Origin of the sequence: Hoyosella rhizosphaerae (assembly GCF_014643175.1) — a bacterium.
GTDB lineage: Bacteria > Actinomycetota > Actinomycetes > Mycobacteriales > Mycobacteriaceae > Lolliginicoccus > Lolliginicoccus rhizosphaerae.
Genome location: NZ_BMJH01000004.1, coordinates 201,886 through 227,030, shown reverse-complemented (window position 1 = coordinate 227,030; position 25,145 = coordinate 201,886). Strand labels below are relative to the sequence as shown.

The 25,145-nt window shown below is 58.0% G+C and carries 27 protein-coding genes and 4 tRNA genes; 8 read left to right on the top strand and 23 right to left on the bottom strand.

The annotated features are described in order from the left end of the window. Window positions 1-566: 566 nt before the first annotated feature. Together rplL and rplJ are read right to left on the bottom strand one after the other, a co-directional pair. Window positions 567-950 carry a 50S ribosomal protein L7/L12 gene (rplL, locus tag IEW73_RS16035; RefSeq protein ID WP_188677654.1) on the bottom strand — a complete coding sequence of 128 codons (384 nt, stop codon included), beginning with the start codon at window positions 948-950 and terminating at the stop codon, window positions 567-569. Between the two features lie 102 nt (window positions 951-1,052). After that, window positions 1,053-1,589: a 50S ribosomal protein L10 gene (gene rplJ, locus IEW73_RS16030; protein ID WP_188677652.1), complete on the bottom strand. Its 537-nt coding sequence runs from the start codon at window positions 1,587-1,589 to the stop codon at window positions 1,053-1,055. Window positions 1,590-1,996: 407 nt separating this feature from the next. Between rplJ and IEW73_RS16025 the strand changes: the two genes are divergently transcribed. Then, window positions 1,997-2,914, top strand: coding sequence for an alpha/beta fold hydrolase (locus IEW73_RS16025; protein WP_279345114.1), 918 nt, complete (start codon window positions 1,997-1,999; stop codon window positions 2,912-2,914). Window positions 2,915-2,973: 59 nt separating this feature from the next. Here IEW73_RS16025 and rplA read toward each other — a convergent pair whose 3' ends face one another. The 10 genes from rplA to IEW73_RS15975 all read right to left on the bottom strand — a co-directional run bounded on the left by rplA (window position 2,974) and on the right by IEW73_RS15975 (window position 7,444). Further along, window positions 2,974-3,687: a 50S ribosomal protein L1 gene (rplA, locus tag IEW73_RS16020; protein WP_188677647.1), complete on the bottom strand. Its 714-nt coding sequence runs from the start codon at window positions 3,685-3,687 to the stop codon at window positions 2,974-2,976. Window positions 3,688-3,810: 123 nt separating this feature from the next. Next, the gene (gene rplK / locus IEW73_RS16015; RefSeq protein ID WP_188677645.1) at window positions 3,811-4,245 is read right to left on the bottom strand and encodes a 50S ribosomal protein L11; all 435 of its coding nucleotides are present in this window, start codon (window positions 4,243-4,245) and stop codon (window positions 3,811-3,813) included. Between the two features lie 95 nt (window positions 4,246-4,340). Beyond that, window positions 4,341-5,078, bottom strand: a complete 738-nt coding sequence (gene nusG / locus IEW73_RS16010) for a transcription termination/antitermination protein NusG (protein ID WP_188677643.1) — start codon at window positions 5,076-5,078, stop codon at window positions 4,341-4,343. A gap of 138 nt (window positions 5,079-5,216) precedes the next feature. Then, window positions 5,217-5,576, bottom strand: a complete 360-nt coding sequence (secE, locus tag IEW73_RS16005) for a preprotein translocase subunit SecE (RefSeq protein ID WP_188677641.1) — start codon at window positions 5,574-5,576, stop codon at window positions 5,217-5,219. Window positions 5,577-5,607: 31 nt separating this feature from the next. After that, a tRNA-Trp gene (locus tag IEW73_RS16000) sits at window positions 5,608-5,680 on the bottom strand. Window positions 5,681-5,821: 141 nt separating this feature from the next. Next, window positions 5,822-6,247, bottom strand: coding sequence for a MaoC/PaaZ C-terminal domain-containing protein (locus IEW73_RS15995; protein ID WP_188677639.1), 426 nt, complete (start codon window positions 6,245-6,247; stop codon window positions 5,822-5,824). Continuing rightward, window positions 6,247-6,699: a (3R)-hydroxyacyl-ACP dehydratase subunit HadA gene (gene hadA, locus IEW73_RS15990; RefSeq protein WP_373286502.1), complete on the bottom strand. Its 453-nt coding sequence runs from the start codon at window positions 6,697-6,699 to the stop codon at window positions 6,247-6,249. Before hadA ends, IEW73_RS15995 begins: the two co-directional genes overlap by 1 nt. A gap of 264 nt (window positions 6,700-6,963) precedes the next feature. Further along, window positions 6,964-7,036 (bottom strand) — tRNA-Met (locus tag IEW73_RS15985). A gap of 46 nt (window positions 7,037-7,082) precedes the next feature. After that, window positions 7,083-7,155, bottom strand: a tRNA-Thr gene (locus tag IEW73_RS15980). A 207-nt stretch (window positions 7,156-7,362) separates the two neighbouring features. Further along, window positions 7,363-7,444 (bottom strand) — tRNA-Tyr (locus IEW73_RS15975). Between the two features lie 236 nt (window positions 7,445-7,680). On the opposite strand from IEW73_RS15975, the gene IEW73_RS15970 reads away from it, so the two are divergent. Further along, entirely contained in the window at window positions 7,681-8,172 is a 492-nt protein-coding gene (locus tag IEW73_RS15970) for a YajQ family cyclic di-GMP-binding protein (protein WP_188677634.1), read from the top strand. A 46-nt stretch (window positions 8,173-8,218) separates the two neighbouring features. Here the strand turns inward: IEW73_RS15970 and IEW73_RS15965 are convergent, their stop codons facing one another. After that, window positions 8,219-9,265 (bottom strand): polyprenyl synthetase family protein, encoded by a 1,047-nt coding sequence (locus tag IEW73_RS15965; RefSeq protein WP_188677737.1) that lies wholly within the window; start codon window positions 9,263-9,265, stop codon window positions 8,219-8,221. 150 nt (window positions 9,266-9,415) lie between these two features. Between IEW73_RS15965 and IEW73_RS15960 the strand changes: the two genes are divergently transcribed. Continuing rightward, the gene (locus IEW73_RS15960; RefSeq protein WP_229676069.1) at window positions 9,416-10,201 is read left to right on the top strand and encodes a TetR/AcrR family transcriptional regulator; all 786 of its coding nucleotides are present in this window, start codon (window positions 9,416-9,418) and stop codon (window positions 10,199-10,201) included. On the opposite strand, the gene IEW73_RS15955 is transcribed toward IEW73_RS15960, so the two are convergent. The 7 genes from IEW73_RS15955 to menD all read right to left on the bottom strand — a co-directional run bounded on the left by IEW73_RS15955 (window position 10,187) and on the right by menD (window position 17,260). After that, window positions 10,187-11,278 carry a CaiB/BaiF CoA transferase family protein gene (locus IEW73_RS15955; RefSeq protein WP_188677632.1) on the bottom strand — a complete coding sequence of 364 codons (1,092 nt, stop codon included), beginning with the start codon at window positions 11,276-11,278 and terminating at the stop codon, window positions 10,187-10,189. The genes IEW73_RS15960 and IEW73_RS15955 overlap by 15 nt on opposite strands. Window positions 11,279-11,371: 93 nt before the next feature. Then, entirely contained in the window at window positions 11,372-12,067 is a 696-nt protein-coding gene (locus tag IEW73_RS15950; protein ID WP_188677631.1) for a demethylmenaquinone methyltransferase, read from the bottom strand. A gap of 134 nt (window positions 12,068-12,201) precedes the next feature. Beyond that, window positions 12,202-12,729: a dihydrofolate reductase family protein gene (locus tag IEW73_RS15945; RefSeq protein WP_188677630.1), complete on the bottom strand. Its 528-nt coding sequence runs from the start codon at window positions 12,727-12,729 to the stop codon at window positions 12,202-12,204. Between the two features lie 8 nt (window positions 12,730-12,737). Further along, window positions 12,738-13,634, bottom strand: a complete 897-nt coding sequence (locus IEW73_RS15940) for a helix-turn-helix domain-containing protein (protein WP_188677629.1) — start codon at window positions 13,632-13,634, stop codon at window positions 12,738-12,740. Window positions 13,635-13,946: 312 nt separating this feature from the next. Beyond that, complete coding sequence (locus tag IEW73_RS15935) at window positions 13,947-15,086, bottom strand: glycosyltransferase family 4 protein (RefSeq protein ID WP_188677628.1); 1,140 nt, start codon at window positions 15,084-15,086, stop codon at window positions 13,947-13,949. A gap of 99 nt (window positions 15,087-15,185) precedes the next feature. Then, on the bottom strand, window positions 15,186-15,599 hold the full coding sequence (locus tag IEW73_RS15930) for a DUF3592 domain-containing protein (RefSeq protein ID WP_241012180.1): 414 nt from the start codon (window positions 15,597-15,599) through the stop codon (window positions 15,186-15,188). A gap of 14 nt (window positions 15,600-15,613) precedes the next feature. Beyond that, window positions 15,614-17,260 (bottom strand): 2-succinyl-5-enolpyruvyl-6-hydroxy-3-cyclohexene-1-carboxylic-acid synthase, encoded by a 1,647-nt coding sequence (gene menD, locus IEW73_RS15925; protein ID WP_188677626.1) that lies wholly within the window; start codon window positions 17,258-17,260, stop codon window positions 15,614-15,616. 124 nt (window positions 17,261-17,384) lie between these two features. On the opposite strand from menD, the gene IEW73_RS15920 reads away from it, so the two are divergent. Further along, the gene (locus IEW73_RS15920) at window positions 17,385-17,987 is read left to right on the top strand and encodes a flavin reductase family protein (RefSeq protein WP_372433540.1); all 603 of its coding nucleotides are present in this window, start codon (window positions 17,385-17,387) and stop codon (window positions 17,985-17,987) included. Here IEW73_RS15920 and IEW73_RS15915 read toward each other — a convergent pair. Both IEW73_RS15915 and IEW73_RS15910 read right to left on the bottom strand, forming a co-directional pair. Beyond that, the gene (locus IEW73_RS15915) at window positions 17,984-18,979 is read right to left on the bottom strand and encodes an o-succinylbenzoate synthase (RefSeq protein WP_188677622.1); all 996 of its coding nucleotides are present in this window, start codon (window positions 18,977-18,979) and stop codon (window positions 17,984-17,986) included. The two genes, IEW73_RS15920 and IEW73_RS15915, sit on opposite strands and share 4 nt — an antisense overlap. A 27-nt stretch (window positions 18,980-19,006) precedes the next feature. Further along, window positions 19,007-20,677, bottom strand: a complete 1,671-nt coding sequence (locus IEW73_RS15910) for an FAD-dependent oxidoreductase (RefSeq protein WP_188677728.1) — start codon at window positions 20,675-20,677, stop codon at window positions 19,007-19,009. A gap of 86 nt (window positions 20,678-20,763) precedes the next feature. Between IEW73_RS15910 and IEW73_RS15905 the strand changes: the two genes are divergently transcribed. The 4 genes from IEW73_RS15905 to IEW73_RS15890 all read left to right on the top strand — a co-directional run bounded on the left by IEW73_RS15905 (window position 20,764) and on the right by IEW73_RS15890 (window position 23,508). Continuing rightward, window positions 20,764-21,681 (top strand): 1,4-dihydroxy-2-naphthoyl-CoA synthase, encoded by a 918-nt coding sequence (locus IEW73_RS15905; protein ID WP_188677619.1) that lies wholly within the window; start codon window positions 20,764-20,766, stop codon window positions 21,679-21,681. A gap of 62 nt (window positions 21,682-21,743) precedes the next feature. Further along, the gene (locus IEW73_RS15900) at window positions 21,744-22,142 is read left to right on the top strand and encodes a VOC family protein (protein WP_188677616.1); all 399 of its coding nucleotides are present in this window, start codon (window positions 21,744-21,746) and stop codon (window positions 22,140-22,142) included. 40 nt (window positions 22,143-22,182) lie between these two features. Then, window positions 22,183-22,989, top strand: coding sequence for an LmeA family phospholipid-binding protein (locus IEW73_RS15895; protein WP_188677614.1), 807 nt, complete (start codon window positions 22,183-22,185; stop codon window positions 22,987-22,989). A 24-nt stretch (window positions 22,990-23,013) separates the two neighbouring features. Next, window positions 23,014-23,508 carry a PH domain-containing protein gene (locus tag IEW73_RS15890; RefSeq protein WP_188677611.1) on the top strand — a complete coding sequence of 165 codons (495 nt, stop codon included), beginning with the start codon at window positions 23,014-23,016 and terminating at the stop codon, window positions 23,506-23,508. Between the two features lie 445 nt (window positions 23,509-23,953). On the opposite strand, the gene IEW73_RS15885 is transcribed toward IEW73_RS15890, so the two are convergent. Beyond that, window positions 23,954-25,060 carry an acyltransferase family protein gene (locus IEW73_RS15885; RefSeq protein ID WP_229676068.1) on the bottom strand — a complete coding sequence of 369 codons (1,107 nt, stop codon included), beginning with the start codon at window positions 25,058-25,060 and terminating at the stop codon, window positions 23,954-23,956. Between the last annotated feature and the right edge of the window lie 85 nt (window positions 25,061-25,145).

The following is a 25,145-nucleotide window of genomic DNA, read 5'->3' as shown; positions in this document are numbered from 1 at the left end:
GGATAGTGAACGACACATCCGACCAGATGTTCGTCGACCCGAATGACTTCGTCAGCCCCTCGACCGCGACCTCAACTCCCACGAAACCTCCCAGCTAGGCCACAACACAATTCCGTGTGGGTGGCGTCACTTTAACGCTTCCGTATGGCGAGCGCCTCCAGAACAATAAACTGCCGCAATTCAGACGGCCCGGGCGACCCCCCTTTAGGGGGCGTACGCGGCTACCAAGCAGGTTCTCCTCCAAGGAGGCCAGCGTCGCAAAGCCCACGAAATCCTGTGCAGAGCAGTACTTTTGAAGCATCAACTACTAGCAGCAGAGAAGTAGTGCGCGAAGCGCGGTTTGAACAATACATGGTTCAAAATGTTTCCGGACCATTCCGGTAGTGCTTACTATCAAACCCACTATTTAGTACACCCGAAGAGTTTGTACGCACGGGGACGCCACTCAGACCACAACCGAGCAGCCCGACGACTGTAAAGATCCGGATATACAAAAGTAGGGCCATTCGAATGAATGGCCCTACTTAGTAGTGAGCGGCTTAAATCAAGCCCTCAGCTAGCAAACATCACTTAAGGGAAACCTTCGCGCCTGCGGCTTCGAGCTTCTCCTTGGCTGCGTCAGCCTGGTCCTTGGCAACTGCCTCAAGGATCGCCTTTGGAGCGGCCTCAACGAGTTCCTTGGCTTCTTTCAGGCCGAGGCTCGGGATGATTTCACGGACGACCTTGATGACGCCGATCTTCTTGTCGCCAGCGGCCTCAAGAACGACGTCGAATTCGTCCTTCTCTTCTGCAGCTTCAGCAGCTGGTGCAGCACCGGCAGCGGCAACAGCAACAGGAGCGGCTGCGGTGACCTCGAAGGTGTCTTCAAAGACCTTCACGAACTCTGAAAGCTCGAGGAGAGTCATTTCCTTGAAAGCTTCGATCAGTTCGTCGGTGGTGAGCTTCGCCATGATGGGCGTTCCTTCCTAATTAGTGCGCCCTAAGATGAACAGCGTTCAGCTTTGCTTCATCTCTCAAACGGGGCAGGGGTTGGTAACCAAACGCGGTGTGGCTCACGCCTCCGCAGGTGCGCCTTCGGCGCCTTTCTTTTCCTGAAGCGCAGCAACCAAACGCGCAACCTGCGAGGCAGGTGCGTTGAATAGGCCCGCAGCCTTCGCCGTGTTGCCCTTCATCGCTCCGGCAAGCTTCGCCAACAAGACTTCGCGAGACTCAAGGTCCGCAATCTTGTCGACTTCCTCGACGGAAAGTGAGCGGCCATCCATGTAGCCGCCCTTGATGACGAGGGACTTGTTGTCCTTCGCGAACTGCTTCAACGCCTTTGCAGCATCAACGGGCTCGCCCGAGATGAATGCAACCGCTGTAGGTCCCGCGAAAAGATCATCAAGCCCCTCAACGCCAGCATCGCGTGCAGCGATCTTGACGAGGGTGTTCTTGGCGACGGAGTACGAGGTACCCGCGCCGAGCGACCGGCGCAGTGCGGTCAGGTTGGCAACTGTGAGGCCACGGTATTCGGTAACCACTGCTGCAGTAGAGTTCCTGAACTGCTCCGCAATTTCCGACACTGCGGTAACTTTCTCTGCCTTTGCCATGCTTCGCCTCCTCTCTCCTCACTCGCCCGAAAACCACTGGACGGTTGGTACAAGAGAAGCTCGAAGTCTGACTGGTCCGACGCATTCAGCAGAGCCTGAGAAAGAGCACGAAATCGAAGCGCATAAAGCGCACGACTACACCACTCCCCTAGCCTCGTCCTCCTGCGTGGGCCGCCGGAACTAATCCGAACCTTCAACTAACCTTCTCGCAGGCACATGACGTACCGTCAAGAAAGGAAGTGACCAACGGTCTTCGGTGAACTTAAATGGGGTTGGATCAAGCACCAATAGGGCGCCCAATCAGACATAAGTCCGACGAGAACTGTACCCCGCGTACCGATGCGAAACCAAATCACTACGCCAACTACACCAGTGAATACCTTACAAACGACGAGGAGCACGGCCCCGTGATCTCATCCGACATTCCCACTCGTACAGGGATCGCACCGACATCTCCCGTTCGGCTGGCATACGAAGAATTCGGCCCGGAAGACGGACCTGCAATTCTCCTCGTCATGGGATTCGGCGCGCAAATGATCATGTGGCCAACCGAGTTGTGCCTCACACTGGCACGCGAAGGTTTCCGAGTAATCCGGTTCGACAACCGCGATATTGGGTTATCCACCAAGTTTGAAGGAATCCGGGTAGAAGGCTCCCTTGTTGCGCGCTTGGCGAGAAGCCAACTTGGTCTCCCCAGCAGCGTGCCCTACACGTTAGTTGATATGGCGGCCGACTCTCGCAAACTACTTGACTATCTCGGAATCGCGAAGGCGCACATCGTAGGGGCCTCGATGGGCGGGATGATCACCCAAATCTTCGCCGCCGAAAACCCTCAGCGCGCGCTATCAGCTTCCATCATCTTTTCGAGCACCAACGAAAAATTCCTGCCACCGCCAACCCCGCCAGCGTTGCTGGCTCTAGTAGGTCCAGCCCCAAGAAACGCATCGTTAGACGAACTCGTGAACCATGCTGCAAAAAATTTCAAAGTTCTTGGCGGGCCAGCGCACCCACGATCCGATGACGAACTTCGTGACCTAGCTCGATCATTGCTTACTCGCAGCTACTACCCCGCGGGGATGGTTCGACAGTTCGCGGCAGTCATAGGAACTGGATCGCTAAAACGGTTCGCGCAGCGCATCACGGCACCAACCGCTGTGATTCATGGAACTGCAGACCCTTTACTACGCCCGGCCTGCGGAAAAGCTGTCGCCCGTGCTGTTCCTGGTGCACGCCTTTTCTTGATAGACGGAATGGGGCACGACCTCCCGGAATCTGTGCTGCCGCACATTTCCTCCGTCGTTCTTGACAATATTGCGCGGTCGTAATACGAGTGTGGCCCCCGGGGAACTTCCACCCGGGGGCCACACTGTAACGACAGTCGAAACTAGTCTTCGTCGCCTAGAACAACACGCACTTTGCTCGAATCCACCGGGATGCCCGGTCCGGTGGTGGTCGAAAGCGTGATCTTCTTTAGGTAGCGACCTTTAGCTGCCGACGGCTTAGCGCGAAGCACCTCGTCGAGTGCTGCATTGTAGTTTTCGACGAGCTTCTTCTCGTCAAACGACGCCTTGCCCACGATGAGGTGAAGGTTCGCTTGCTTGTCGACACGGAAGTTGATCTTTCCGCCCTTGATGTCCGTGATTGCCTTAGCTACGTCCATCGTGACTGTGCCAGTCTTGGGGTTCGGCATCAAACCACGAGGTCCAAGGACACGTGCGATTCGGCCGACCTTCGCCATCTGGTCGGGGGTCGCGATTGCCGCATCAAAGTCGAGCCATCCACCCTGAATGCGTTCGATGAGCTCTTCTGCTCCCACTGCGTCGGCGCCAGCAGCTTCCGCTTCTGTTGCCTTCTCGCCTGCGGCGAAAACGATGACGCGGACGGTTTTACCCGTGCCGTGAGGGAGGCTCACGGTGCCACGTACCATCTGGTCAGCTTTGCGAGGATCTACTCCAAGTCGAAGTGCAACCTCGACTGTGGCGTCAAAGTTCTTCGAAGCTGTTTCGCGTGCGAGACGGATTGCCTCGACTGGCGAATAAACCGAGTTTTTGTCGATCTTCTCGCTTGCTGCGCGATATGCCTTGCTGCGCTTGGCCATGTCTGTCCAATCTTGCCGCTGTGCGGCGCGGTCAGTTGTGGTGCGGACCAGCGCCCGGTCCTACCACGTATTCATTTTCTGGTCTTCGTGTTGACCTTCGTCAACAGTGCCGCTGAAGCGGTCTTATTCGACGGTGATGCCCATCGAACGTGCCGTTCCGGCGATGATCTTTGCGGCCTGGTCGATATCGTTGGCGTTGAGATCTTCTTGCTTGGTCTTCGCGATTTCGCGGACCTGATCCCAAGTAACCTTGGCGACCTTATCCTTGTGCGGCGTCGGCGAACCCTTTTGAACACCTGCGGCCTTAAGCAGAAGCTTGGCTGCTGGTGGAGTCTTCAACTTGAAGTCGAAGGATCGATCTTCGTATACGAAGATCTCCACAGGGATTACGTTTCCGCGCTGTGCTTCAGTTGCGGCGTTGTAAGCCTTGCAGAACTCCATGATGTTGACGCCGTGCTGACCAAGCGCGGGACCAATTGGTGGAGCTGGGTTAGCTTGACCGGCCTGAATCTGGAGTTTGATTACTCCGGTGAGCTTTTTCTTCTTCTTGGGGGGCATCTCAACTTCCCTGAACTGTTCGACTGTTTCTGTATTTCACACCGCTACGGCGCAGTCGCGATCTTGCTACTGCGCCGGTCATCGCGATTGTGAAGCTATATTTTGGAGACTTGGTTGAAGTTGAGTTCAACCGGTGTCTCACGCCCGAAGATGGAGACGAGCACCTTGAGTTTCTGCTGCTCGCCATTGACTTCGGAAATACTGGCGGGAAGGGTTGCGAATGGGCCGTCCATCACAGTGACGGACTCTCCCACCTCGAAATCCACCTCGATGGTTGGCTTCGGAGCAAATCCGCCGTCCGCACCTGCGGACGTGCCTCCAGCAGAAGTGGTCTTCTTCCGACTCTGTGGCGGCAGAAGGAACTTCACAACCTCATCAATGGAGATCGCTGATGGACGCGAGGGTGTTGCACCTACGAACCCAGTGACACCGGGCGTATTACGCACAACGCCCCATGACTCATCATTGAGAATCATACGGACGAGGATGTAACCAGGCAAAACCTTTCGGTTTACCTGCTTCTTCTGACCGTTCTTGATTTCAGTGACTTCCTCGGTCGGAACTTCAATCTGGAAGATGAAGTCTCCGGCATCAAGGTTGAGGACACGGGTTTCGAGGTTGGTTTTAACCTTGTTCTCGTATCCCGCGTAGGAGTGCACGACGTACCAATCGCCCTCAGCGCGGCGAAGCTTCGCTTTTAGTTCCGCTACCGGGTCAAGTTCTTCGTCTACAGAACTGTCCGCAGGTGTACCGCCGTCGACAAGTGTCGCGCCCTCGTTGTCCTTCGCGTCCTCTTCCGGGGCGTTCGCAAAATCGTTCTCCGGGGCGCTCACTGGGCTACTCGCTTCCTCTCATTATCACGCTATTTTCTCAATCTTCGGCTTGGCCGATTGGGGCCAGTCGCAGTGCGTGTAGCGCTCAACTCAACTTACGAGCCCCACACAACGTCAGTTTCACCGCATATAAGCAGGCTACCCGTACAACCAAAGGACGCCGCGGGAAAAGATCTGGTCTAGGCCAAAGATCAGCGAAACCATGACAAAGAGGAAGATGAAAACCACAATCGTGTACGTGATCATCTGCTTCTTACCAGGCCAGATGACCTTCCGAAGCTCCGAAATAACTTCTCCGATAAATCGGAAAATTACCGCGAAGATGTTTTCACGCTTCGCGACCTTCACGCCACTGCCCTGCTCTAGTTGAGCCGAACCGTCTGCCCCGCGAGATCCACGCTTGCCACTAGGGCGCGGAGATGCGCCTGCTGCGGACGAGTCAGCAAAGAGTGGGTCATCCCCACTTTCGCCGTCACGCCGACCTGGCTGCTCAATCACCCGTGGATCCTTCCGTTGCCGAACTTCGCAGCAGGGGCGACAGGACTTGAACCTGCAACCTGCGGTTTTGGAGACCGCTGCTCTGCCAGTTGAGCTACGCCCCTTCGGTAGTGAAGATCTGGCGATCACTACCCAGTGTGACCATAAATCACGCGCCACCAATTGGCGGCGCGCCGACTCATCTTGCCACAGAGTCTTGAGTGTACTTCACAATCCTCGCTGCGTCACAATTGGCGCCGAGGACCTCACGAAAGCTGAACGACAGCGGTTGCGCGACCAAAAATCCGCTTGCCATCAGAATGCGCAACCAACGCAATCGTCGCAGTCTTAGCTTCCTGGTCGACTGACTTTATTTTGCCGCTGAACTCGATAGCTCCGCCGTCTGATTCTGAGACGTAGACCGGACTGGTGAATCGGACACTGTATTCGAGAACTCCAGTTGGGTCCCCCAACCACTCGGTGACGTAGGACCCGCCCAGGCCCATCGACAGCATCCCGTGCGCAACGACGTCAGTCAGCCCAACCGACTTTGCTACGGATTCACTCCAGTGAATCGGGTTCGTATCGCCCGATACACCCGCGTAGCGGACCAAATCTTCGCGCGTGACTCGAAACGCAACCGGCTCGAGCATCATTCCTTCATGAACACTGTCAAAGCTGCGCGCCGTCATCACACGTCCCCTTCGACCGGAACAGAATCTCGCCGAATGAGAGTGGTGTAGTTCGTTTGAACCATCTCGTCACGATCATTAAAGATCTGGTTTTTCATCACCATTACGTGATTACCCGCCATCAATCGCACCGACTCAACGTATGCCTCACCGATAAGGCGGTCACCCGCAAGAATTGGCTGGTGGAACCGAAACTGCTGATCTGCCTGCAAAATGTTGCGCAAGTCGGACGCCCACCCGTTTTCCTCGAATAGCTGACGCGTTGCCATGATGCCAATGATCGACGCGAATGTTGCAGGGGCGATCAGCGCAGGGTAGCCAAAACGCTCAGCGGCCTCTTCGGAAAAGTGCGCGGGGTGGTCATCATGAACAGCTCTGGCGAACTCACGAATCTTTTCGCGGCCAACCTCATAATAATCAGACATTCGGAAGCGTATCCCTACGCTGTCCACCGTAAAGCCCACTGTCACTCACCACCTCGTCACCAGCGCGAAAAGGCACCGTTGCCCCTACGCATGGGCACTCAAACAATTACGTCGAGTACCTCGTGATCTAGAACCTTAGTCAGGATGACTCGCAAATGCGGCTATTGGGGTGGAGTTTCGTTCCACATATACGAATTTTCAATGAAACTCGGAACACAAAGGGCGAAGACACACAAACATTTGTGGGGTCGAACAAAAGTGTTCGACCCCACAAATGCCATGACCTGCAAGTAGCGGTGGCCGGACTTGAACCGGCGACACAGCGATTATGAGCCGCTTGCTCTACCGACTGAGCTACACCGCCTTGCCTGGCAGTCTGACGACTTACCAGCAAACCCACTTTATGAGTGAGCCCCCTAACGGAATCGAACCGTTGACCTTTTCCTTACCATGGAAACGCTCTGCCGACTGAGCTAAGGGGGCGCAGCCTATGCCACATTAGCAGCCCTCAAAGAACTGTTGCTTGCTGCCATGCGTAGAAGCCTTCAAGAGGTTACACAGGAACCGGCGCAACTTACAAATGCCCTGATAGAACAATCACAATCACCAGCACTGCGCGGTCATCTGACGCGCATTAGGCCCAAAAACCAAAAGCCTGGTTCGTGAAATGTCACGAACCAGGCTTGAAGGTGGCAGGTGAAGGATTCGAACCTTCGTAGGCGATGCCGACGGATTTACAGTCCGCTCCCTTTGGCCGCTCGGGCAACCTGCCGTACACACCACGTAAAATCGCCGTGACACACCTTGCGGCGGGCCAAGCAATTCACTTTGCGTGTGAAAGGCACAATACATCGAACAGGTATGCCAATGGCAAATCGGGCCTGTTTTGTTGCGGCCGTCCACGGTGTTTGCATCCATCAGCAGTCCCCCTGCCTTATGGTTGTGGCGCACTCGTGGACATCGTGCATCTGCAAATGATGCGCACATCAGTGAGGGAAAGAGGCAACTGTGGCAGATTCATCGTTCGACATCGTGAGCAAGGTCGACCGCCAAGAAGTCGACAACGCGCTGAACATAGCCGCGAAGGAAATCGCCAACCGATACGACTTCCGCGGCACAGGCGCGAAGATCGAGTGGTCTGGGACCGAGGACATAGTCCTGTCCGCCGACACTGAAGATCGTGTGAAAGCGATACTCGAAGTCTTCCGCGAGAAGCTGGTTCGCCGCGACATCTCAATGAAGGCGTTCAAGCCTGGCGACCCAACACCGGCGGGCAAGGGCTACAAACTAACCGGATCATTGGTGCAGGGAATCTCCCAAGAAGACGCCAAGAAAATCTCCAAGAAGATTCGCGACGAGGGCCCTAAGGGCGTCAAGGCGCAAATCCAAGGCGACGAGCTGCGGGTATCAAGCAAGAAGCGCGACGATCTGCAGGCCGTCATTTCACTCCTTAAGGGAGCCGATTTCGAGGTAGCGCTGCAGTTCATCAACTACCGGTAGCGACTGGTGGACCATGAGCCGTGCGCCCCCACAGGCGCACGGCGCGCTAACCCACGCGTTTTACTGTGTAATCAATCACTGCCCCAAGAGCGGCCTTGGCCGAGCTGTCACTGAATCCCGCAAGCTCTGAACGCGCGCTATCGGCGTAGCTCGTGAGAGTGTCTCGCGCTCGCGCCATCCCACGCGATCCACGCAATAGGGTCAAGGCTTCTTCGACGAGCGCATCATCAGTGATGGGTCCCTTGAGAAGTTCTCGCAGGCGATCGCTACCAGGCCCGTCGTCGTCCAAAGCAAACAACATGGGCAGCGTCAAAACCCCTTCTCTGAGGTCAGTTCCAGGGGTTTTACCTGACGTCTCAGTCATGGATGTGATGTCGATGATGTCATCACAAATCTGGAAAGCCATCCCGACCGCGTCGCCTAGTCGCTCTAGCTGCAAAATCTGGTCGCTGGTGGCTCCGGAAAAGGTCCCCCCAAATTTTCCAGACGCGGCAAGCAACGATGCCGTCTTTTCTCGGATAACCTTCAGGTAGTGCGCCACTTTGTCCTCAGCGGGAGGTGCGCCAATCGTTTCGCGCATCTGCCCGGTGACCAACTCGGCAAAAGTCTCGGCGATCACACGCACAGCGTTGGGACCCAACGTCGACAACAGTCGTGACGCGTGCGCGAACAAGTAGTCACCAGCAAGAATCGCAATGCTGTTGCTCCACCGAGCGTTCGCGCTCACGGCCCCACGCCGCATATCGGCTTCATCCATCACATCGTCGTGGTACAAGGTCGCAAGGTGAACCATCTCCACGACTGTCGCAGCCGTCACGATGCTGTCAAAGTCTGGGCTTGGGCCCAGATTTCCGCAAAGGATCGTGAAAAGTGGGCGGAATCGCTTCCCACCAGCTTTGGCCAAATAAAGGGCCGTGTCGGTGAGAAAATCCTCGCCGTCCGACAGCTCGTCAATAAGAAGCTTCTCGACCGCTTCAAGGCGCTCCTGCACCAACAGAGCCAGATGAGGATCTCCCAGGTCGATTCCGGCGACGACTGTGTTTTTGAAAGAACCAGCTTCGCCTGTGTCTTGCACTGAGTCGTCACCATTCACGATGTGCGTACCCGTCCTGTCGCAGTGGCTACCGTGGATATCCTCCACTATGGAATACCGTAGCTAAACTACGGCCCTCGCACGTCATTGAATCGTCAGTTTGAGACAAGTCCGCCCGAACTAGTCGTCTGCGGAAAGTAAGCTAAGCGCGTGTCGTCACTCAATAAGCCACCAGTTCCACGGCAAACCGCTTCAGGTTCTCCAGCAGATTCCGCCACCGATGCGCGCCCAAACGAGTCCGAAGAGGGTGTCATTGACGGTCGCAGTGTCCGCTGGGAGGACCACAAAGCAGCGCGACGCAAATTAGTACTCGATGCTGCCTTGCGCGCGATTGACAGTGAGGGCGCCGACGTTGGAGTGCAGCAGATAGCGCAATATGCAGAGCTACCACGCTCGGTGGTGTATCGCCTCTTTCGTGAACGCGGCGACCTTGACCAGCAAGTTCGGGCGCACATCGTGTCCTCGTTGACGGAAACGCTCGCCCCAGCGCTCGTCCCCGAAGGAACCGTCGAGTTCGCAGTGAATCGGGCGATCAGCACCTACGTGCACTGGATCGCTGAGCACCCAAATCTGCACCAGTTCTTGTCCGGTGGCCCAAAACGCCCCGCGAGCGCACCAGATTCGCTCGACGGAATCAGAACTGCCTTTGGTCGCTACGTAACTGACGTGGTCTCGGCAGGCATGACGATTTTGCGGATACCAACAGATAGGGCACCGACCATATCTTTCGGCCTTGTCGGTTTCGTGGACGGCGCTGTCAACCAATGGCTGAGTTCTGAATCACCCCTGCTGACGAGTGATGAACTCGCCGAGGTGCTGTCGAACTCCGCTTTGGCCGTGATTGAGAGCGCCATCCACGATCTTGGTTCAAAAATTGACAGGACCGCACCCCTCGCCGATATCACCGGCGATATTAGGCCTCTACTCCTCGGTTAAGCCCCACGATTGAAGGTATTCAGCGGGAGGCTGTTTACCTGGCTCATGCGGCGTGGACAGCGCTGTTCGGCTAAACCTGGGCGCGGGGGCTGGTTGTTGCACTCCCCCGATGCTGACGAATGTCTCGCGTGCCTTGTTGTGCGGATGCTCATGCGCATCCCAGGCCGAAAGAACGGGCGAAACGCAGGCGTCGGAGCCTTCAAAGATCTCCGCCCATTCAGCTTGTGTGCGTCGCACAAATGCGTTGGTCAATGTTTCTCGCCACTGTGGCCAACCCGTGGGATCAAGATGAAATGGGAGCTCGTCGGCATCAAGTTCGAGTTTCTCAATGAGTGCCGCGTGGAATTGTGGCTCCAGCGCCCCTACCGCCATGTATTTTCCGTCAGCTGTCTCGTAGGTGTCATAACACGCAGCACCCGTGTCAAGAAGATTGGTGCCTCGTGCGCCATTCCACAGACCAGCGTCATGCATCCCGTGGAGGAAGGTCGTCATTAACGCCGCACCGTCCACCATCGCCGCATCAATAACTTGGCCCTTGTTCGACGAGTTGCGTTCATGCAAAGCCGCTAGCACTCCTAGCGCGAGTAGCATCCCGCCGCCCGCGAAATCCGCGAGGAGGTTCACTGGTGGGGTTGGTTTCTCGCCCTCGCGACCGAGGAGGTCAAGCGCACCGGAGATCGCCGCGTAGTTGATGTCGTGTCCGGCCCGCGGCGCGAGTGGCCCGTCCTGACCCCAGCCGGTAATGCGTCCGTAGATGAGCCTCGGGTTGCGGGCGTGCAAATCTTCTGGCCCGATACCGATCCGTTCAGCCACACCGGGGCGAAAGCCTTCAACGAAAACGTCCGCGTTGTCGCACAACGCGAGAAGCTTTTCCAGGTCGGCGGGGTTTTTTACGTCCAAGCTGAGAGAGTATTTTCCACGATCGAGAGGGCCTTCTGGTGGCACCAGTCCGCCGCCACCCGCTCGTTCGATTCGGAGGACATCAGCGCCTAGATCTGCAAGCATCATGCATCCGAAGGGCCCCGGTGCGAGGCCCGCCATTTCGATTACGCGGATACCCGCGAGTGGTCCCGGCATTGTGATCCCCTTTTCTGTCTCAGGAAAACATCTTCCCGAGACAGAATGTCACAGTTACTGGAGTGCGGGTAGCGTCACCCCACCGTGTCGCAATCAGCAAGTAGCGCGATGAAGCGCCACGATTCCACCCGTCAAATTTCGCCACTGCACCCCAGACCAACCAGCATTGGCGATCTTCACAGCCAATTCACCCTGATCAGGCCACGCCCGAATCGACTCCGCCAAGTACACATACGCATCGGGGTTTGAACTCACCGACCGCGCAACTGCCGGCAAAGCTTTCATCAAATACTCCATGTAGCCCGTACGCAGAACCGGCACGACGGGTGCAGAAAACTCACACACCACCAGTCGACCGCCAGGCTTGGTCACACGACGCAATTCCGCCAAAGCCGCGTCAATGTCTGCAACATTCCGCAAGCCAAACGAGATCGTCACTGCGTCGAACACAGAATCGGCAAACGGCAAATGCAACGCATCGCCCGCAACCATAGGAACCTTGCGCCACCGCCCCGCCTGCAACATGCCCTGCGAGAAATCAGCCGCGACCACCGTCGCACCAGACTTCGCAAGCTCGACCGTCGATACCCCCGTGCCCGCAGCGAGATCTAGAACAACCTCACCAGGCTGCAGCCGCAAAGCACGCCTCGTCGCTTTGCGCCAAGCCCTGTCCTGACCAAATGACAACACAGTATTTGTGATGTCATACCGTCGAGCGACACCGTCGAACATCGAAGCCACTTCGCGTGGATCCTTCTCCAAAGTGGCACGTACCGTCTGCGCGTTCATCACATCTTGAACCTACCCGGTCTCGCGCGGCGCTGCGCCATGCTTGCCGAGCTCCGCTCCCACTTGTGTGCAGTTTCTCGCACAAAAAGTGCTCAGATTTGGCGAGAATGTGCACACAAGCGGTACCGCCGCTGTTAACGCACCACGCTGTAACGCGCACACAAAAACTCACCGTTCTGACCACATTCCTCAAGCCGCAACTCCACATGCCGCGGCAACAAAGGCTTCCCAGACCCCAACGTCACCGGAGCGAACGACACAATCAGTTCATCGAGCACACCCGCATCGGCGAACTGCCCGGCAACATCACCACCACCGACCACCCAAATGTTCCGGCCCTGAGCGGCATCAACCATGTCCGCATGCACCTGCCTGATACCGGCATTGCTGAACGTCACATTCGCATCGCCCGCAGGTAGCGGCAACGATTCCCGACTTGTCAGCACCCAGCACGGCATCGTGTAATCCCACGGTTCGCCCGAGTTCAACACCCACTCATACGTGGTCGACCCCATAACAATCGCCCCGACATCAGCAATGAAGTCCCGGTAGTTCAGCACCCCGTCCGGAAAATGCTCACGGGTAATCAACCAATCTAAAGAATCCTCATCGGTGGCAATAAAGCCATCCAGACTCGATGCCGTGAAAAACTGTGTTTTCATACGCATAGCTACTCAACCCCTTCGCGTAACCACATAATCGGATCCCCGTCATTCACTTCGACACCCACCCGCCTGAGCAACTGCCGCACCAACTGACGTCGATACGCAGCAAACGTCACGACATGCGCAATCACGCTGCCCAGCGAGAAACTCTCCGGCGGATCACAAATCGCATCGATCAACGTGTCACTGGGATTGACCGACTCCGCCATCTGAACCCACCGCGGAGCCACCACCCCATGCCGCGCCACAAGAGACGAATGATCCAGCCCGAGCCTCGGCGGCATGTTCTCCCCATCAATGGACGCCAACCACACTTCCTTCGTCCACAACATGTGATCCAAAATCTGCGCGATCGATTCCTCAGGGCCATCCCACTTCAACACCACATGCCCTGGCATCAGAGTTCGATGAAAGTCGTCCTCGCCCAGTTCCGCCGCCACACGCAGGAGATACCCCGTGTCGTCAACGTCATGACGCACCATCACCGCAGTTACATCGGCCACCGGCGCCCGCTCCGCTTCAGTAACCCACAACGCATTCGGAGGGTGAAAATGAATCCCGTTCGGCGCACTCAACCAGTGAGATTTCGCATTGCCAGCATCCCGAGGGGGAAACCCAAAAGCCCTGCTGAATGCCCGCGAAAACCCCTCCACCGACTCATAACCCTCAGAAAACGCGACATCTGTGACAGTTTCGCCGGACCTCAACCGCCACGCCGCCCGCTCAAGGATCACCCGACGTTTCAACGCCACCGGCGACTCCTCCGTCGAGGATCGCACCAACCGACTGAAGTGATGCTGCGACGTGAAGGCAGCATTCGCCATATCCTCACGCGACGTCGACCCAGTGTTTAAGACTGCATCAAGCAACTCACGGAGACGGTCACGTGCAAGCGGGGGCATGCTTTTTAGTATCGGCCCTCAGGATGCCTATGCGCTTGACAGTTTGTGCTCATTGGCGGGCCAATTGTGGGTTCGTGGCTGGCGGGCTTCCGGTTCGGCGCTGTGCGCGTGCCAAAGTTTCACATGTGCTGAATTTTGCATGCCAAAACGGCTTCGGAGGGCTGCAAAATTCTGCACATGCGGTCGGACGGGACGGGCACGACCGACGGACGGGAAGGGCACGACCGACGGGCGGAACGGGCACGACCGACGGGCGGGACGGGCACGACCGACGGGAGCCAGACCACCCCAGAGCCCCAGCCACATCAAGCCTTACGCTGTCGCGGAAAGTTCACCCACGCCATACCCGGCGACTTCGGCGTAATGCCCAAGTAGTTCGTCGCAGATTGCTGGCCAGGTGCGCTTGAGTACTGATCGTCGCGCCGCGCGGCCGAACTGGGAACGCACAACCGGGTCGAGGAATGTGTCGATCGCGCCGGAGAGGACGCCTTCAAAGCCTGGCACTGGGAGTAGGAACCCTGTGCGCGCGTGGGCGATGAGGTCTTTGGGTCCGCCAGCATCGGGGCCGATGACGGGGATACCGCTTGCGAGGCCTTCTTGGATCGCTTGGCAGAATGTTTCGTGGTCTCCGGTGTGGACGAACACGTCGAAGCTTGCGTAGGCCTGGGCTAGTTCGAGGCCGCCGAGTTGGCCGGTGAAGATCGCGGTGGGCATCAGTCGCTGCAACTTCGGCAATGCTGGACCATCGCCCACGATGACCAGTTGAACGTCGTCACGGTGGTGCAGCACGGCCAGTCGTTCGACGTGCTTTTCCGGTGCTAGTCGGCCTACGAAGCCGACGATGAGTTTGCCTTCTGGTGTCCAGCTTTCGCGAAGTTCACCGCTTCGGCGTACTGGGTTGAAGCGATCGACGTCGACTCCCCTGCCCCACCGGTGTACGCGTGGGATGCCATGCTGCTCCAGGTCATTCACCGACACTGTCGAGGGTGCCAGAGTTCGGGAGGCGCCTCGGTGAATCTTCCGTGTCCACCGCCACGCGGCTCGAGAGGTCAACCCCAGTCCGTAGCTGTCTGCGAAACCAGCGACGTCGGTTTGGAAGATGGCAACTGTGGGGATGTTGAGGCGATGAGCAGCCCCAAGTCCGCCTGCGCCGAGGAGGAAGGGCGATGCTAGGTGCACAACGTCTGGGTCGAATTCGCGAAGTGCGTTGGTAATCCATGGTTGTGGTAGGCCGACGGGTAGTGATGTCACCATCGGCACCATCACCGCAGGCACGCGGAGAATGGGGAAGCCCTCATATTCGGTGACTGCTTCCTCGTCCCCAATGGCGTCTGGCGCAATGACGATAGCCTCGTGGCCGTTTCGCTTGAGGTGCTCAAGCACGCGGAGGACCGAGTTCGTCACGCCGTTAACATTCGGCAGGAAGGATTCGGAGACGATGGCTATACGCATACTTGAAGAGTGATTGACTCGCACGTCGAGCAGGCAAGCATCATGTGTCTTCTGCGCGAACCTATGCCAAAACTCTGGTTTAGATATCTGCTTGTTGTGTCAGTGTTGTTCAGCTTGATTTAACTCGCGCCGAATGAGCAGCAGAAATGGCGTGGCCACCAGCCAGGCGACGAGTGCGACGGAGGCTGCAGGGACGATTGCTACGCGCGCGTCGCGGCCTGCGACGCGAACAAGGTCGGGGTCGGTGCGGGCATATTCCACTTCGATTCGCTGCCCGACGGTGAGGTCTGTTGGGTACAGGACCCCGAGGCGTGGGTTGTGCAGGACCCCGTCTGGGGTGCTGAAAATAATTGCGGACCTGCGCATACCTGCAGAAAGCACCTCGGCTGTTGCCACGCCCATGTCGGATTCGATGATCATGTCGTTGCGCCAAGCCCCAATGACCAAGATCGCGGCAAGCAGCGTGATGCCACCGGCAAGTAGGTACACCGCTCGTCGCGCGCGGCGCAGCATCCGGAACTTCACGGTTAGAGAGTATCCGGGTTGGCCGCGATGGTTGCACGGATCGCCCCGTGCAGATCCCGCAAACCGGACCGGTCGGTGCGCACTTCGACGATGCGCACCCCGCCAACTTCGACAGAACCTTCGCTGAGAACTCGACCCAAATCGTCGAGTTCAGGCTGGAGGTAGGGGATGTTGTAGGCCTCGCACAGCGCCGACACATTCACTCCGTGGGGCGTTCCAAAGATGCGCTCGAATGCACCGGCGTAGATCGGGTCCCCTTGTTCGAGTAGTTCGAAGATACCGCCGCCGTCATCGTTGGCCACGACGATCGTTAGGTCTTGTGGTCGAGGCTCATGTGGCCCCAAGAGTAGGCCGGAACTGTCGTGTAGGAAGGTGAGGTCGCCGAGGAGGGCGATGGCTCGGCCGTTGTGTGCTAACGCCCCGCCGATGGCTGTCGAGACTGTTCCGTCGATCCCGGCGACGCCCCTGTTGGATACGACTGTGACGTGATCTGGCACTGGTGAGGCCAGGGCAATGTCACGCACGGGGTTGGAGGCGCCGAGGATGAGCAGGTCACCTGGTTTGCTTGCTTCCAGGATCGCAGCGGCTACATGCAACCCGGTGGTTTTGGGGTGTCGTTCGAGTTCGCGACGGAGCGTGTGGCGCGCCAGTGTCGACACGTCGCGGCAGTCGGTCAGCCATCCTGGTCGAGGCGTTCCAGAGAGCACCGCTCGGGTCCCTGCTGCGGTGAGGTTTCCCGATACGTCCGGCCACCGCGGACCGGTGGTGAGGGCGTAGACCGCGAGGCGCGGGTCTGCAAGAACCCTCGCTACTGATCGGTGCAACGTAGGTCGGCCCGTGATGATGGCTTGTTTGGGGCGCAGTTCACCGAGCGCGTATGGGTGTACGTCGATGGTTGAACCGGCGGTGTGCGCGGCGGTGGGTTCCGCGACTGTAGGCAGACCATCGAGTTCTGGGTGCAAACCTGATCCGTGGCCTGCGATGACAACGGTGTCGACGGAGACGTCGATCGGCAGGGGCACATCGAGGTGCGCACGCGGCGTTGCGGTCCAGGGCTCCCCGTTCGGTCGACCTTCTGGCGCTGTTCCACCACCGATCTCAGGTACGAGAGGTTCGCGAAGTGGAAGGTCAAACTGCACTGGCCCTGCGTTGCCTGTTCGGTCTCCCCGGGCTGCGGCGAGGACACGGCAGACGGCGGAGCGCCATTGACTATTTTGATCAACATTTTCCTCGGCGATGCCCAAGCTGATGCATGCCCGCACCTGCTCATTGAACATTCCGAGTTGCTCAACAGTTTGGTTGGCACCTGTGCCGAGCATTTCGTACGGACGATTGGCGCTGAGAACGATGAGGGGTACTCGCGCATAGTTCGCTTCGAAGACGGCGGGTGTGAGATTTGCCACTGCCGTGCCTGAGGTCATGACCACGGGAACTGGACACCGGGAACCCAACGCCAGACCAATCGCAAGAAACCCAGCCGTGCGCTCGTCTATACGAACATGCAGGCGGATACGGTCATCAACTTCTGCTGCGTGCAGCGCGAAAGCTAAGGGGGCATTTCGGGACCCAGGACACAGCACCACATCGCGAACTCCGCCGCGAATAAGTTCATCAACAACGGCGCTTGCCTGTGCAGTGGACGGATTCACTATTCCAGAGTGTCAGATTCGGGCGTAGTTTGTTACTGATGTCGGCAGTTGCGGGCTTCGCCGACACGTCGGCTGTGACTCGGCTGCGATGACAAAGCCGGCATGGGGTGTCACGATTACGGACGTGCGCACTCATTTCGATACCACTGTCATGGACGCTGACCGCGTGTACCAGTTGCTGACGTCAGCGGTGGTTCCACGCCCCATCGCCTGGGTGTCAACGCGGTCCGCCGACGGTGTCGACAATCTGGCCCCCTACAGTTTCTTCACGATTGCCAGTACGAATCCGCCGATCGTTCAGTTCACGTCAGTCGGGCGCAAAGATAGTGTGCGCAATGTTCGGGAAACCGGAGAGTTTGTCGTCAATTTCGCTTCCCAGCCGCTGATCGACCAGGTGAACAACAGTTCCGCTGCGTTTGACTCTGCTGTCAGTGAGTTCACTGAGCTCGACATTCGTGTGGCACCGAGTGTCAAAGTCGCTCCATTGCGGGTCAAAGAGGCTCCCATAAGTCTCGAATGCGTCCTTGAACAGATCGTTGAGATCGGGGACTCGGTGATTGTGTTTGGTCGTGTTGTTTTCGCGACCGCAAACAGCAGCGTGCTCGACGACGATGGTCTGCCTGATAGCCGTGCGATTGCACCATTGAGCAGGTTTGGTCGCACTGAGTGGGGCCTTGGCGCCGAGATTCGTGACGTTGCTCGACCGTCACCGCCGCCGACACGCTAAGTCGCTGCTAGCACCGCATGACAGCGCACGAGCCTGTCGCGCCACCATGTTTGGCGACTGTGGTTCGCGCGGAGTCTCCGGAGCGCACTGGGATCGGGCTGCGGCGTGGTGACAACAAGTCGGCCGTTGTCCCAGTTCGGCGGCTCTGCTACGTCGTCGGCGAAAAGGCGCGATGTGGCGAGTCCACACGCAAATTTCAACTGGGGCAATGCAGCTGCGGTGGCGACGCCGTAGGCGATGCCGATCGCCGAGTCCAATGCGCTCGAAACCACCACGGGAATGTTGTGCTGGCTGAGGATATCCGCGATCGCTAAGACTTGATTCGCGCCGCCGAGGGGAGCAACTTTCACGACGGCAATATCTGCCGCACCGGCCTCGATGATGCGAAGCGGATCATCAGATCGACGAATGCTCTCGTCCGCGGCAATCTTCACAGTGGGCACTTGTCGCCGCAGTTCGGCTAATTCGTCGACGGTGCGGCACGGTTGTTCCGCATATTCAAGGGGCCCGAGTTCTGAGAACGCCGCGATTGCTTCGTGAACTGTCCACCCCCCGTTGGCATCGACCCTGACTGACGGCACTAACTGCCGCACGGCGTCTACCCGGGCGACATCGTCGGCCAACGTCTGGCCTTTTTCCGCAACTTTAACCTTGGCGGTTGTTGCTCCGGGAAATCTCGCCAACACCTCTGCGACCTGCTCAGGTTGAACCGCTGGCACTGTTGCGTTGACTTCCACGGCTGCTCGAACAGCTAGAGGGCGCGGCGACCACGCGGCCGCGATAGCTGACTGCAACCAGGTGGCGGCTTCGTCGTCGCCGTACTCGGGAAACGGAGCGAATTCTCCCCACCCGAACGGGCCTTCGATGAGCATCACTTCTCTGTGCGTGACGCCTCGGAACCGAACGCGCATGGGAAGTGTGACGACGTGGCAGTTATCCATGAGCGCGGCGAGCGGAGGAAGCGCCGCAGCGGAGCGAAAGTGTGTATTCATGTGAACTTCAGTATGCCTAAACGGGCGCTACTCATGGTCGGCAGCGTCGCGCACTGCGGCAAGAAGCTCGGCGCGCGTAGCGAACTTTCGGCGCGGACGCCCACTCTCGCGTCCACGCGCTGTCTCAGCTGCGTCGATGATGCGCCATCCCGCATAGTCCAACGCTTCTGGCTGCCGTGATAGCACCAGTTTTCGTAGCTCCGCGCGAGGAAGCACCGCGCGGTTGCACCGCCCGGCGTTGACGTCTTCAATGAGCGCCGCGACAGTTTCGGCTGCGTCTCCCCTATTGGTTCCCAAGGAACCGCGTGGTCCACGTTTAATCCAGCCGACGGTGTATACGCCTTCGCAATCATCGACGCGTCCGACCGTGTTGGGGATTACGTTTTTCGATGCGTCAAACGGCACCTCAGGGATCTCGGCGCCGCGGTACCCGACCGCCCGCAGCACCAAGGTGGTGTCCAGAGTCTCGGTCACATCTGTGATCTCAGCCGCAGCTCCTGCCCCAACGAGCCGGGTGCGGGCAACACGAAGCCCTGAAACGTGATCATCGCCCACTATTTCCACTGGTGCGGTGAGGTATCGCAGGTGGATGCGTCGCCGTGAATCGTTGGGAACATTGGTGCTGTATTTACGCGCAATCTCGACCTTCTGCCGAACCCAAGGTTCCGCTTCGCCCCTCAGATATTCGAGGGTAGTTTCGTCGAGTTGGAGGTCCGCTGGGTCAATTGTCACGTCCACACCGGGGGTGTCGCCGAGGCCTAGGAACTCCGGGAGGGTGTACGCAGCTTGCGCCGGTCCCCGCCTTCCCAGAATGATCACTTCGCGAATCTTGCTGGCTCGTAGGGCGTCGAGGGCGTGGTCAGCGATGTCAGTGCTAGCTAGTTCGTCTGGTGGTGTTGTGAGAATCCTCGCCACGTCTAGAGCCACATTGCCGTTTCCGACGATGACGGCCCGCTCCCCTGACAGGTCGTACGTGTTGGCACTGAAGTCGGGATGCCCGTTGTACCAGGCGACAAATTCAGTGGCCGACACGCAGCCTGGCAGCTCCTCACCCGGAATCCCAAGTTTCCGGTCCGCGGACGCCCCCACCGCATAGATCACAGCGTGGTGGTGCGCACGCAAGTCAGAGTGGGTGAGGTGGTTGCCGATTTCGACGTTGAGGTGCAGACCCAATGTGGGCTTGTTGAACATGGGGCCAAACGCGTCAGAAAACTTCTTTGTCTCCAGGTGGTCAGGGGCTACACCTGCCCTGATCAGTCCGAATGGCGTCGGGAGGCGATCAAACATGTCTACTTCGACACCGGAGTAGCTGAGCAATTCCTGCGCGGTATACATTGCCGCCGGACCCGTTCCCACGATGGCTACGCGCAACCTGCCAAATTCTTCGCTGTCGAACTGCAGTCGCGGCGGGTGGGCAAAGCGCATCACAGTTGGGTCCAGCGGATGCTTCTCAAAGTAGGCAGCGTTGATTTCGACGTACCGATCAAATTCCACTGGCAGAGCGTCGTCCGGAAAGATGGCCTCAACAGGGCACTCGTCTACACAGGCACCGCAGTCGATACACACATCGGGCTCGATATGAAGCATTTCGGCCGTCGCGAACAGCGGATCTGTGGGTCTCGGATGGATGCAATTGACAGGGCACACCGCGACGCACGAAGCATCGTTGCAACACGCTTGAGTGATGATGTAGGCCATCGAATCGTCCTCACCGTCGGCGTCACTGTGTCCCTCCAGTGTGCTCCTCGCTGACCGTGTCGTCTGGAAAATCATCGGGTACCACTATGCTCGTGGGCGTGACGTTCAACGATGCGCTTTGGCAGACCGTGCCCGGTTTCGACGACCTCACCGACATCACCTATCACCGCCATGTGCGGGACGGGGAGAAAAAAGGTGTCGTGCGAGTGGCGTTCGATCGCCCGGAAGTTCGCAACGCATTCCGACCTCATACGGTGGATGAGCTGTACAAGGTTCTCAACCATGCGCGTATGTCCTCAGACGTTGGGGTCGTGCTGTTGACGGGCAACGGGCCAAGCGAAAAAGACGGCGGTTGGGCATTCTGCTCTGGCGGTGACCAGCGCATTCGTGGGCGAAGCGGCTATCAGTACGCGGCAGGCGAGACAGCGGACACGGTAGACCCCGCACGCGCTGGACGACTCCATATTCTTGAAGTTCAACGACTCATCCGTTTCATGCCAAAAGTTGTGATGTGCCTGGTGAACGGGTGGGCTGCCGGCGGCGGACACAGCTTGCATGTTGTGTGCGACCTCACCCTCGCGAGCCGGGAACACGGCAAGTTCAAACAAACCGACGCCGATGTCGGCAGTTTTGACGCGGGCTACGGCTCGGCCTATTTGGCCCGCCAGGTCGGTCAAAAGTTTGCCCGCGAGATTTTCTTCCTCGGCCGCACGTACTCGGCAGAAGAGATGCACAAAATGGGTGCTGTGAATGCGGTATACGACCACGATCAACTCGAAGATGCCGCACTCGAATGGGCAGACGACATCATGGGTAAATCTCCGCAAGCTATCCGGATGCTCAAATACGCTTTCAACGCGATCGATGACGGACTGGTGGGACAGCAACTGTTCGCCGGCGAATCGACGCGTATGGGTTACATGACCGACGAAGCCGTGGAGGGTCGGGACTCGTTCTTGGAGAAGCGGGCCCCAGATTGGTCACCGTTCCCCTGGTATTACTAAAACAAGTACTACTGGAGACACGAACTAGACAGGAACCATAGACGCGACCTTAGCGAGGCCCAGTGCAGATTCTCAGCAGCCGATTGATCATTCGTCCGCGCGACTACGAAGAATCCTTGCGCTTCTACCGCGATCACCTCGGCCTCGCGATATACCGCGAATATCCAGGCGGGACTGTGTTTTTTGCTGGTCAGGGCCTGCTTGAGGTCGCAGCTCACGGCGGGTCAGGGGAAGCCGCACCCTTTACTGGTGCACTGTGGTTGCAGGTGCGATCTGTCAGTGAGGCAACCGTCGAGTTGGGTGATTGCGGAGTCCCCATTGATCGTGAGGCGCGCCAAGAGCCGTGGGGGCTCATCGAAATGTGGATCCATGATCCCGATGGAAACCCGATAGTCCTCGTCGAAATTCCAGCAGATCACCCACTGCGATGCGATCAGCGCCCAACACCGCCGCAGGCTTAAGTTCTACCGATCGGTGGGGTTCACCCGCCATACTGAACCTATGAGCACCTCCCGACCATTCGGTGAGTGGTTGCCGTGGCGGGAAGTGGACCGATTGCTTGCGCTCGGCAAGTCACTCAAAGCACCGATTCCATCGTTTGTCCCCTCAGTTCCCACCACCCCGGCTCAACTGCTGCAACTCATCGTTCGGATCGCTTCGGACCGGTTGCTTGGTCGGCGCCTCACCGTCCGCGCTGGCGGGACCGACGTTTCGTTTACACCAGTCGAAATCGATAGCGACTTCCGCACTCTCGGCCTGGCGACGGGACAAATATCTACGCTCCGCATCGTCGCGAATCATGTGCGCTGGGAACGCACCACACTTCACCAAGTCGAGATCACGTGCAGTAACGTCCGCTTGAGGTCCCTTCCTGCCCCCTACCTCGTCGCAGGTCTGGTGACACTTCGAGTGACGGTGACGAGCACGGAAGTGCACCACTGGGTCAAACAAGTCGCTCCTGACATCGACGTCGAGATAACCAGTGACTCGAAGATTCGGGCGCGCTGGGCCCGCATGCCGATGCTCGGCCACATCGAACTCAAAGCAACCGCGGGCGAAGCTGTGATCTATCTTGACCCCGTCGGTGTCCATTTATGGCAGCGCAGCTTACCCGTCGCCCACCGCATCAAGCCGTTCGCGATATCTGTCCCCGACCTCCCGCACGGCTTCCAACTCACCGGAATTGAAACCGGGCCTGAGGAACTGATTCTGCACGGGGTTACCGACCGTGCCCGCGAACGGCTATCGATGGTCCCTCTTACCGATATCTTGTCGATGATCGTCAAACTCGTCGATCAGTTCACATAACCACCATCTGTCAGGATTGACTCTATGGCTAATCCGCAACGCTATCTCGCTGACGACGAAACTTTGCTCTACAGCACTCGCCAACACTGGACAGAGCTGATCACCGAGTTTGTTGTCCTCGTGCTCACATGGGTGGTCGCGGGAACTGCGATGTGGTTCCTGCCAGCCGATGAAGATTGGGGCCAGATCGCGATTTATGTCGTTATCGGACTCGCTGTCCTCGCCTCCGTGCGCTGGTGGCTCATTCCGCTCCTGAACTGGCGTTCCACCTTGTACATTCTCACCACTAAGCGGGTTTACAAGCGAAGCGGGTTCATCACCAAGAAGGGGCGCAGCATCCCACTTTCCCGGTTAAATGACATCTCGTTTCGGGCAAACCTGTGGGAGCGGATCATGCGCTACGGGACCTTGCGTATTCAGTCCGCGTCCGAGCAAGGTGCGATGACACTCGCCCACGTTCCTGACCCTGAAGGTTTCAAAGCCAAGATCTACCGGGCGGCGGACGAAATCCGCAACTAACTTTGCACGTGCACCAATTACCATCGTCCAATCGCAAGCGGAGATGACGCAATGCCGCAATTCCTAGCACTACTATTTGCTCTCGGTTTCGTAGCTGCTTGCTACGGTGCCTACGTCGGTTTCAGCGGCCGTGCGCTGCACTCCGACTACTACGGCAAGGACGTTCCAGATCACGTTAAGCTGGATCCCAAACGACGCACGGAGGCGAACAGGTCCCTAGCACTGTGGTGCACGGTCGGGGCTCTGCTTTGCCTCCCGCCCATCGCCCTCATCGTCACGAGGCTGATGAATGAATTGGACCCAGCACTCACGACCGGCCAGTTAGTTTTCCTTGCCTTCTATGGATGCGTCGTGGCCACGGTGGGAAGCTACCCTCTGGAGAAAATCAGGCGTTTAAAGTCCTGATTTCCATTCGGTACCGAAGCCCACGCAACTGACGCGGCAATCATGCCTTCTTGGCGGTCCCGCGAATTGCTGGGTGAAGTTCGAAGAGGAAGTTCATTCCGAATCGCACGAGGACGGTGTGCAAAGCCAGTGCGCCGGACACAACCAGTGCGGTGACGATCAGCGGAGCAACTACGGTGACTGCAGGCAGTGACGTCACGACTGAGGCTTTGATGAAGGCAAATACGACCAGCGCAATGAGGATGTCCATCATTACGTAGACAGGCAGGGTGCGCTTGCCGATCTTTTGGAAGATGTTTCCGGCCCGGGTGCCTACTAGTGCGGACGCTACAAGCACACCGAGCAGGAGTCCAACGGTGGTGACTACTAGGCGAAGTTCGGGAAGCGGCACAATGTTGAGGACCATAATCGGGACGTACACGGCTGCGTAGGCACCGAGTGCCAAAAGTAGGCGTGGTCCGTTGGCGAGGTGGCTGAACTTCACGATGATCGGCTTTGCATGAACTGCAAGCAGGAAGTACACGAAGTACGACCCGAGGTTGCGCCATCCGAAGCCCAGGTCAGCAAAGATGAAGTGCGATCCGTAAGCCGAAATGGACAGTGCGATCGCGAACCCGAACTGGACCGCTAGTGGGAACCGCGAGATAGCTTTCGCGACGATCGCGAAGACGGCGAGGCCGTAAATGAACCACAGGGCGCTGCTTGGGGCTACTAGTCCGCTGATGACGGTGGAGAACTTCGCGTACCCACCGTGTGCGACGGGATCAGGCAAGAGGTTGTGCGCGACGAAGAACACCAGGAGCCACACGGTGTAGAGGTAGAAGAGGTGTGCGACGCGGCTGCGAAGCATGGTTGCCCACGTCATGCGGAGCATGCCTTGTGCGAACAGTCCTGATGCGACAAAGAACAGCGGCATGCGGATCGGCTGAACGAAGCCGTTGATTCCGTTCCAGAATTCCGGGGCTAGGTCGAAGCGGGTGAGCATGCCGACGGCGTGGAGAAGCACGACAAGCGTGATGGTGAGGCCCTTGGCGAGATCGACCCATTCGACGCGTTGCTTGGCTGGGGTTGGCGTTATTTGTGCTGACGGTGCGGCGCTCTGCGCGGTTCCTGGTAGCGAGCCTTGTGTTGGCGCGGTCGTCAGCACTGCCGTCTCCTCTGGTTCGGAACCGTACGTTGTGCGTCGTCCGCGACATGTTGTGTGGCTTTGCGACGCCTTTACCTTGTTTAAT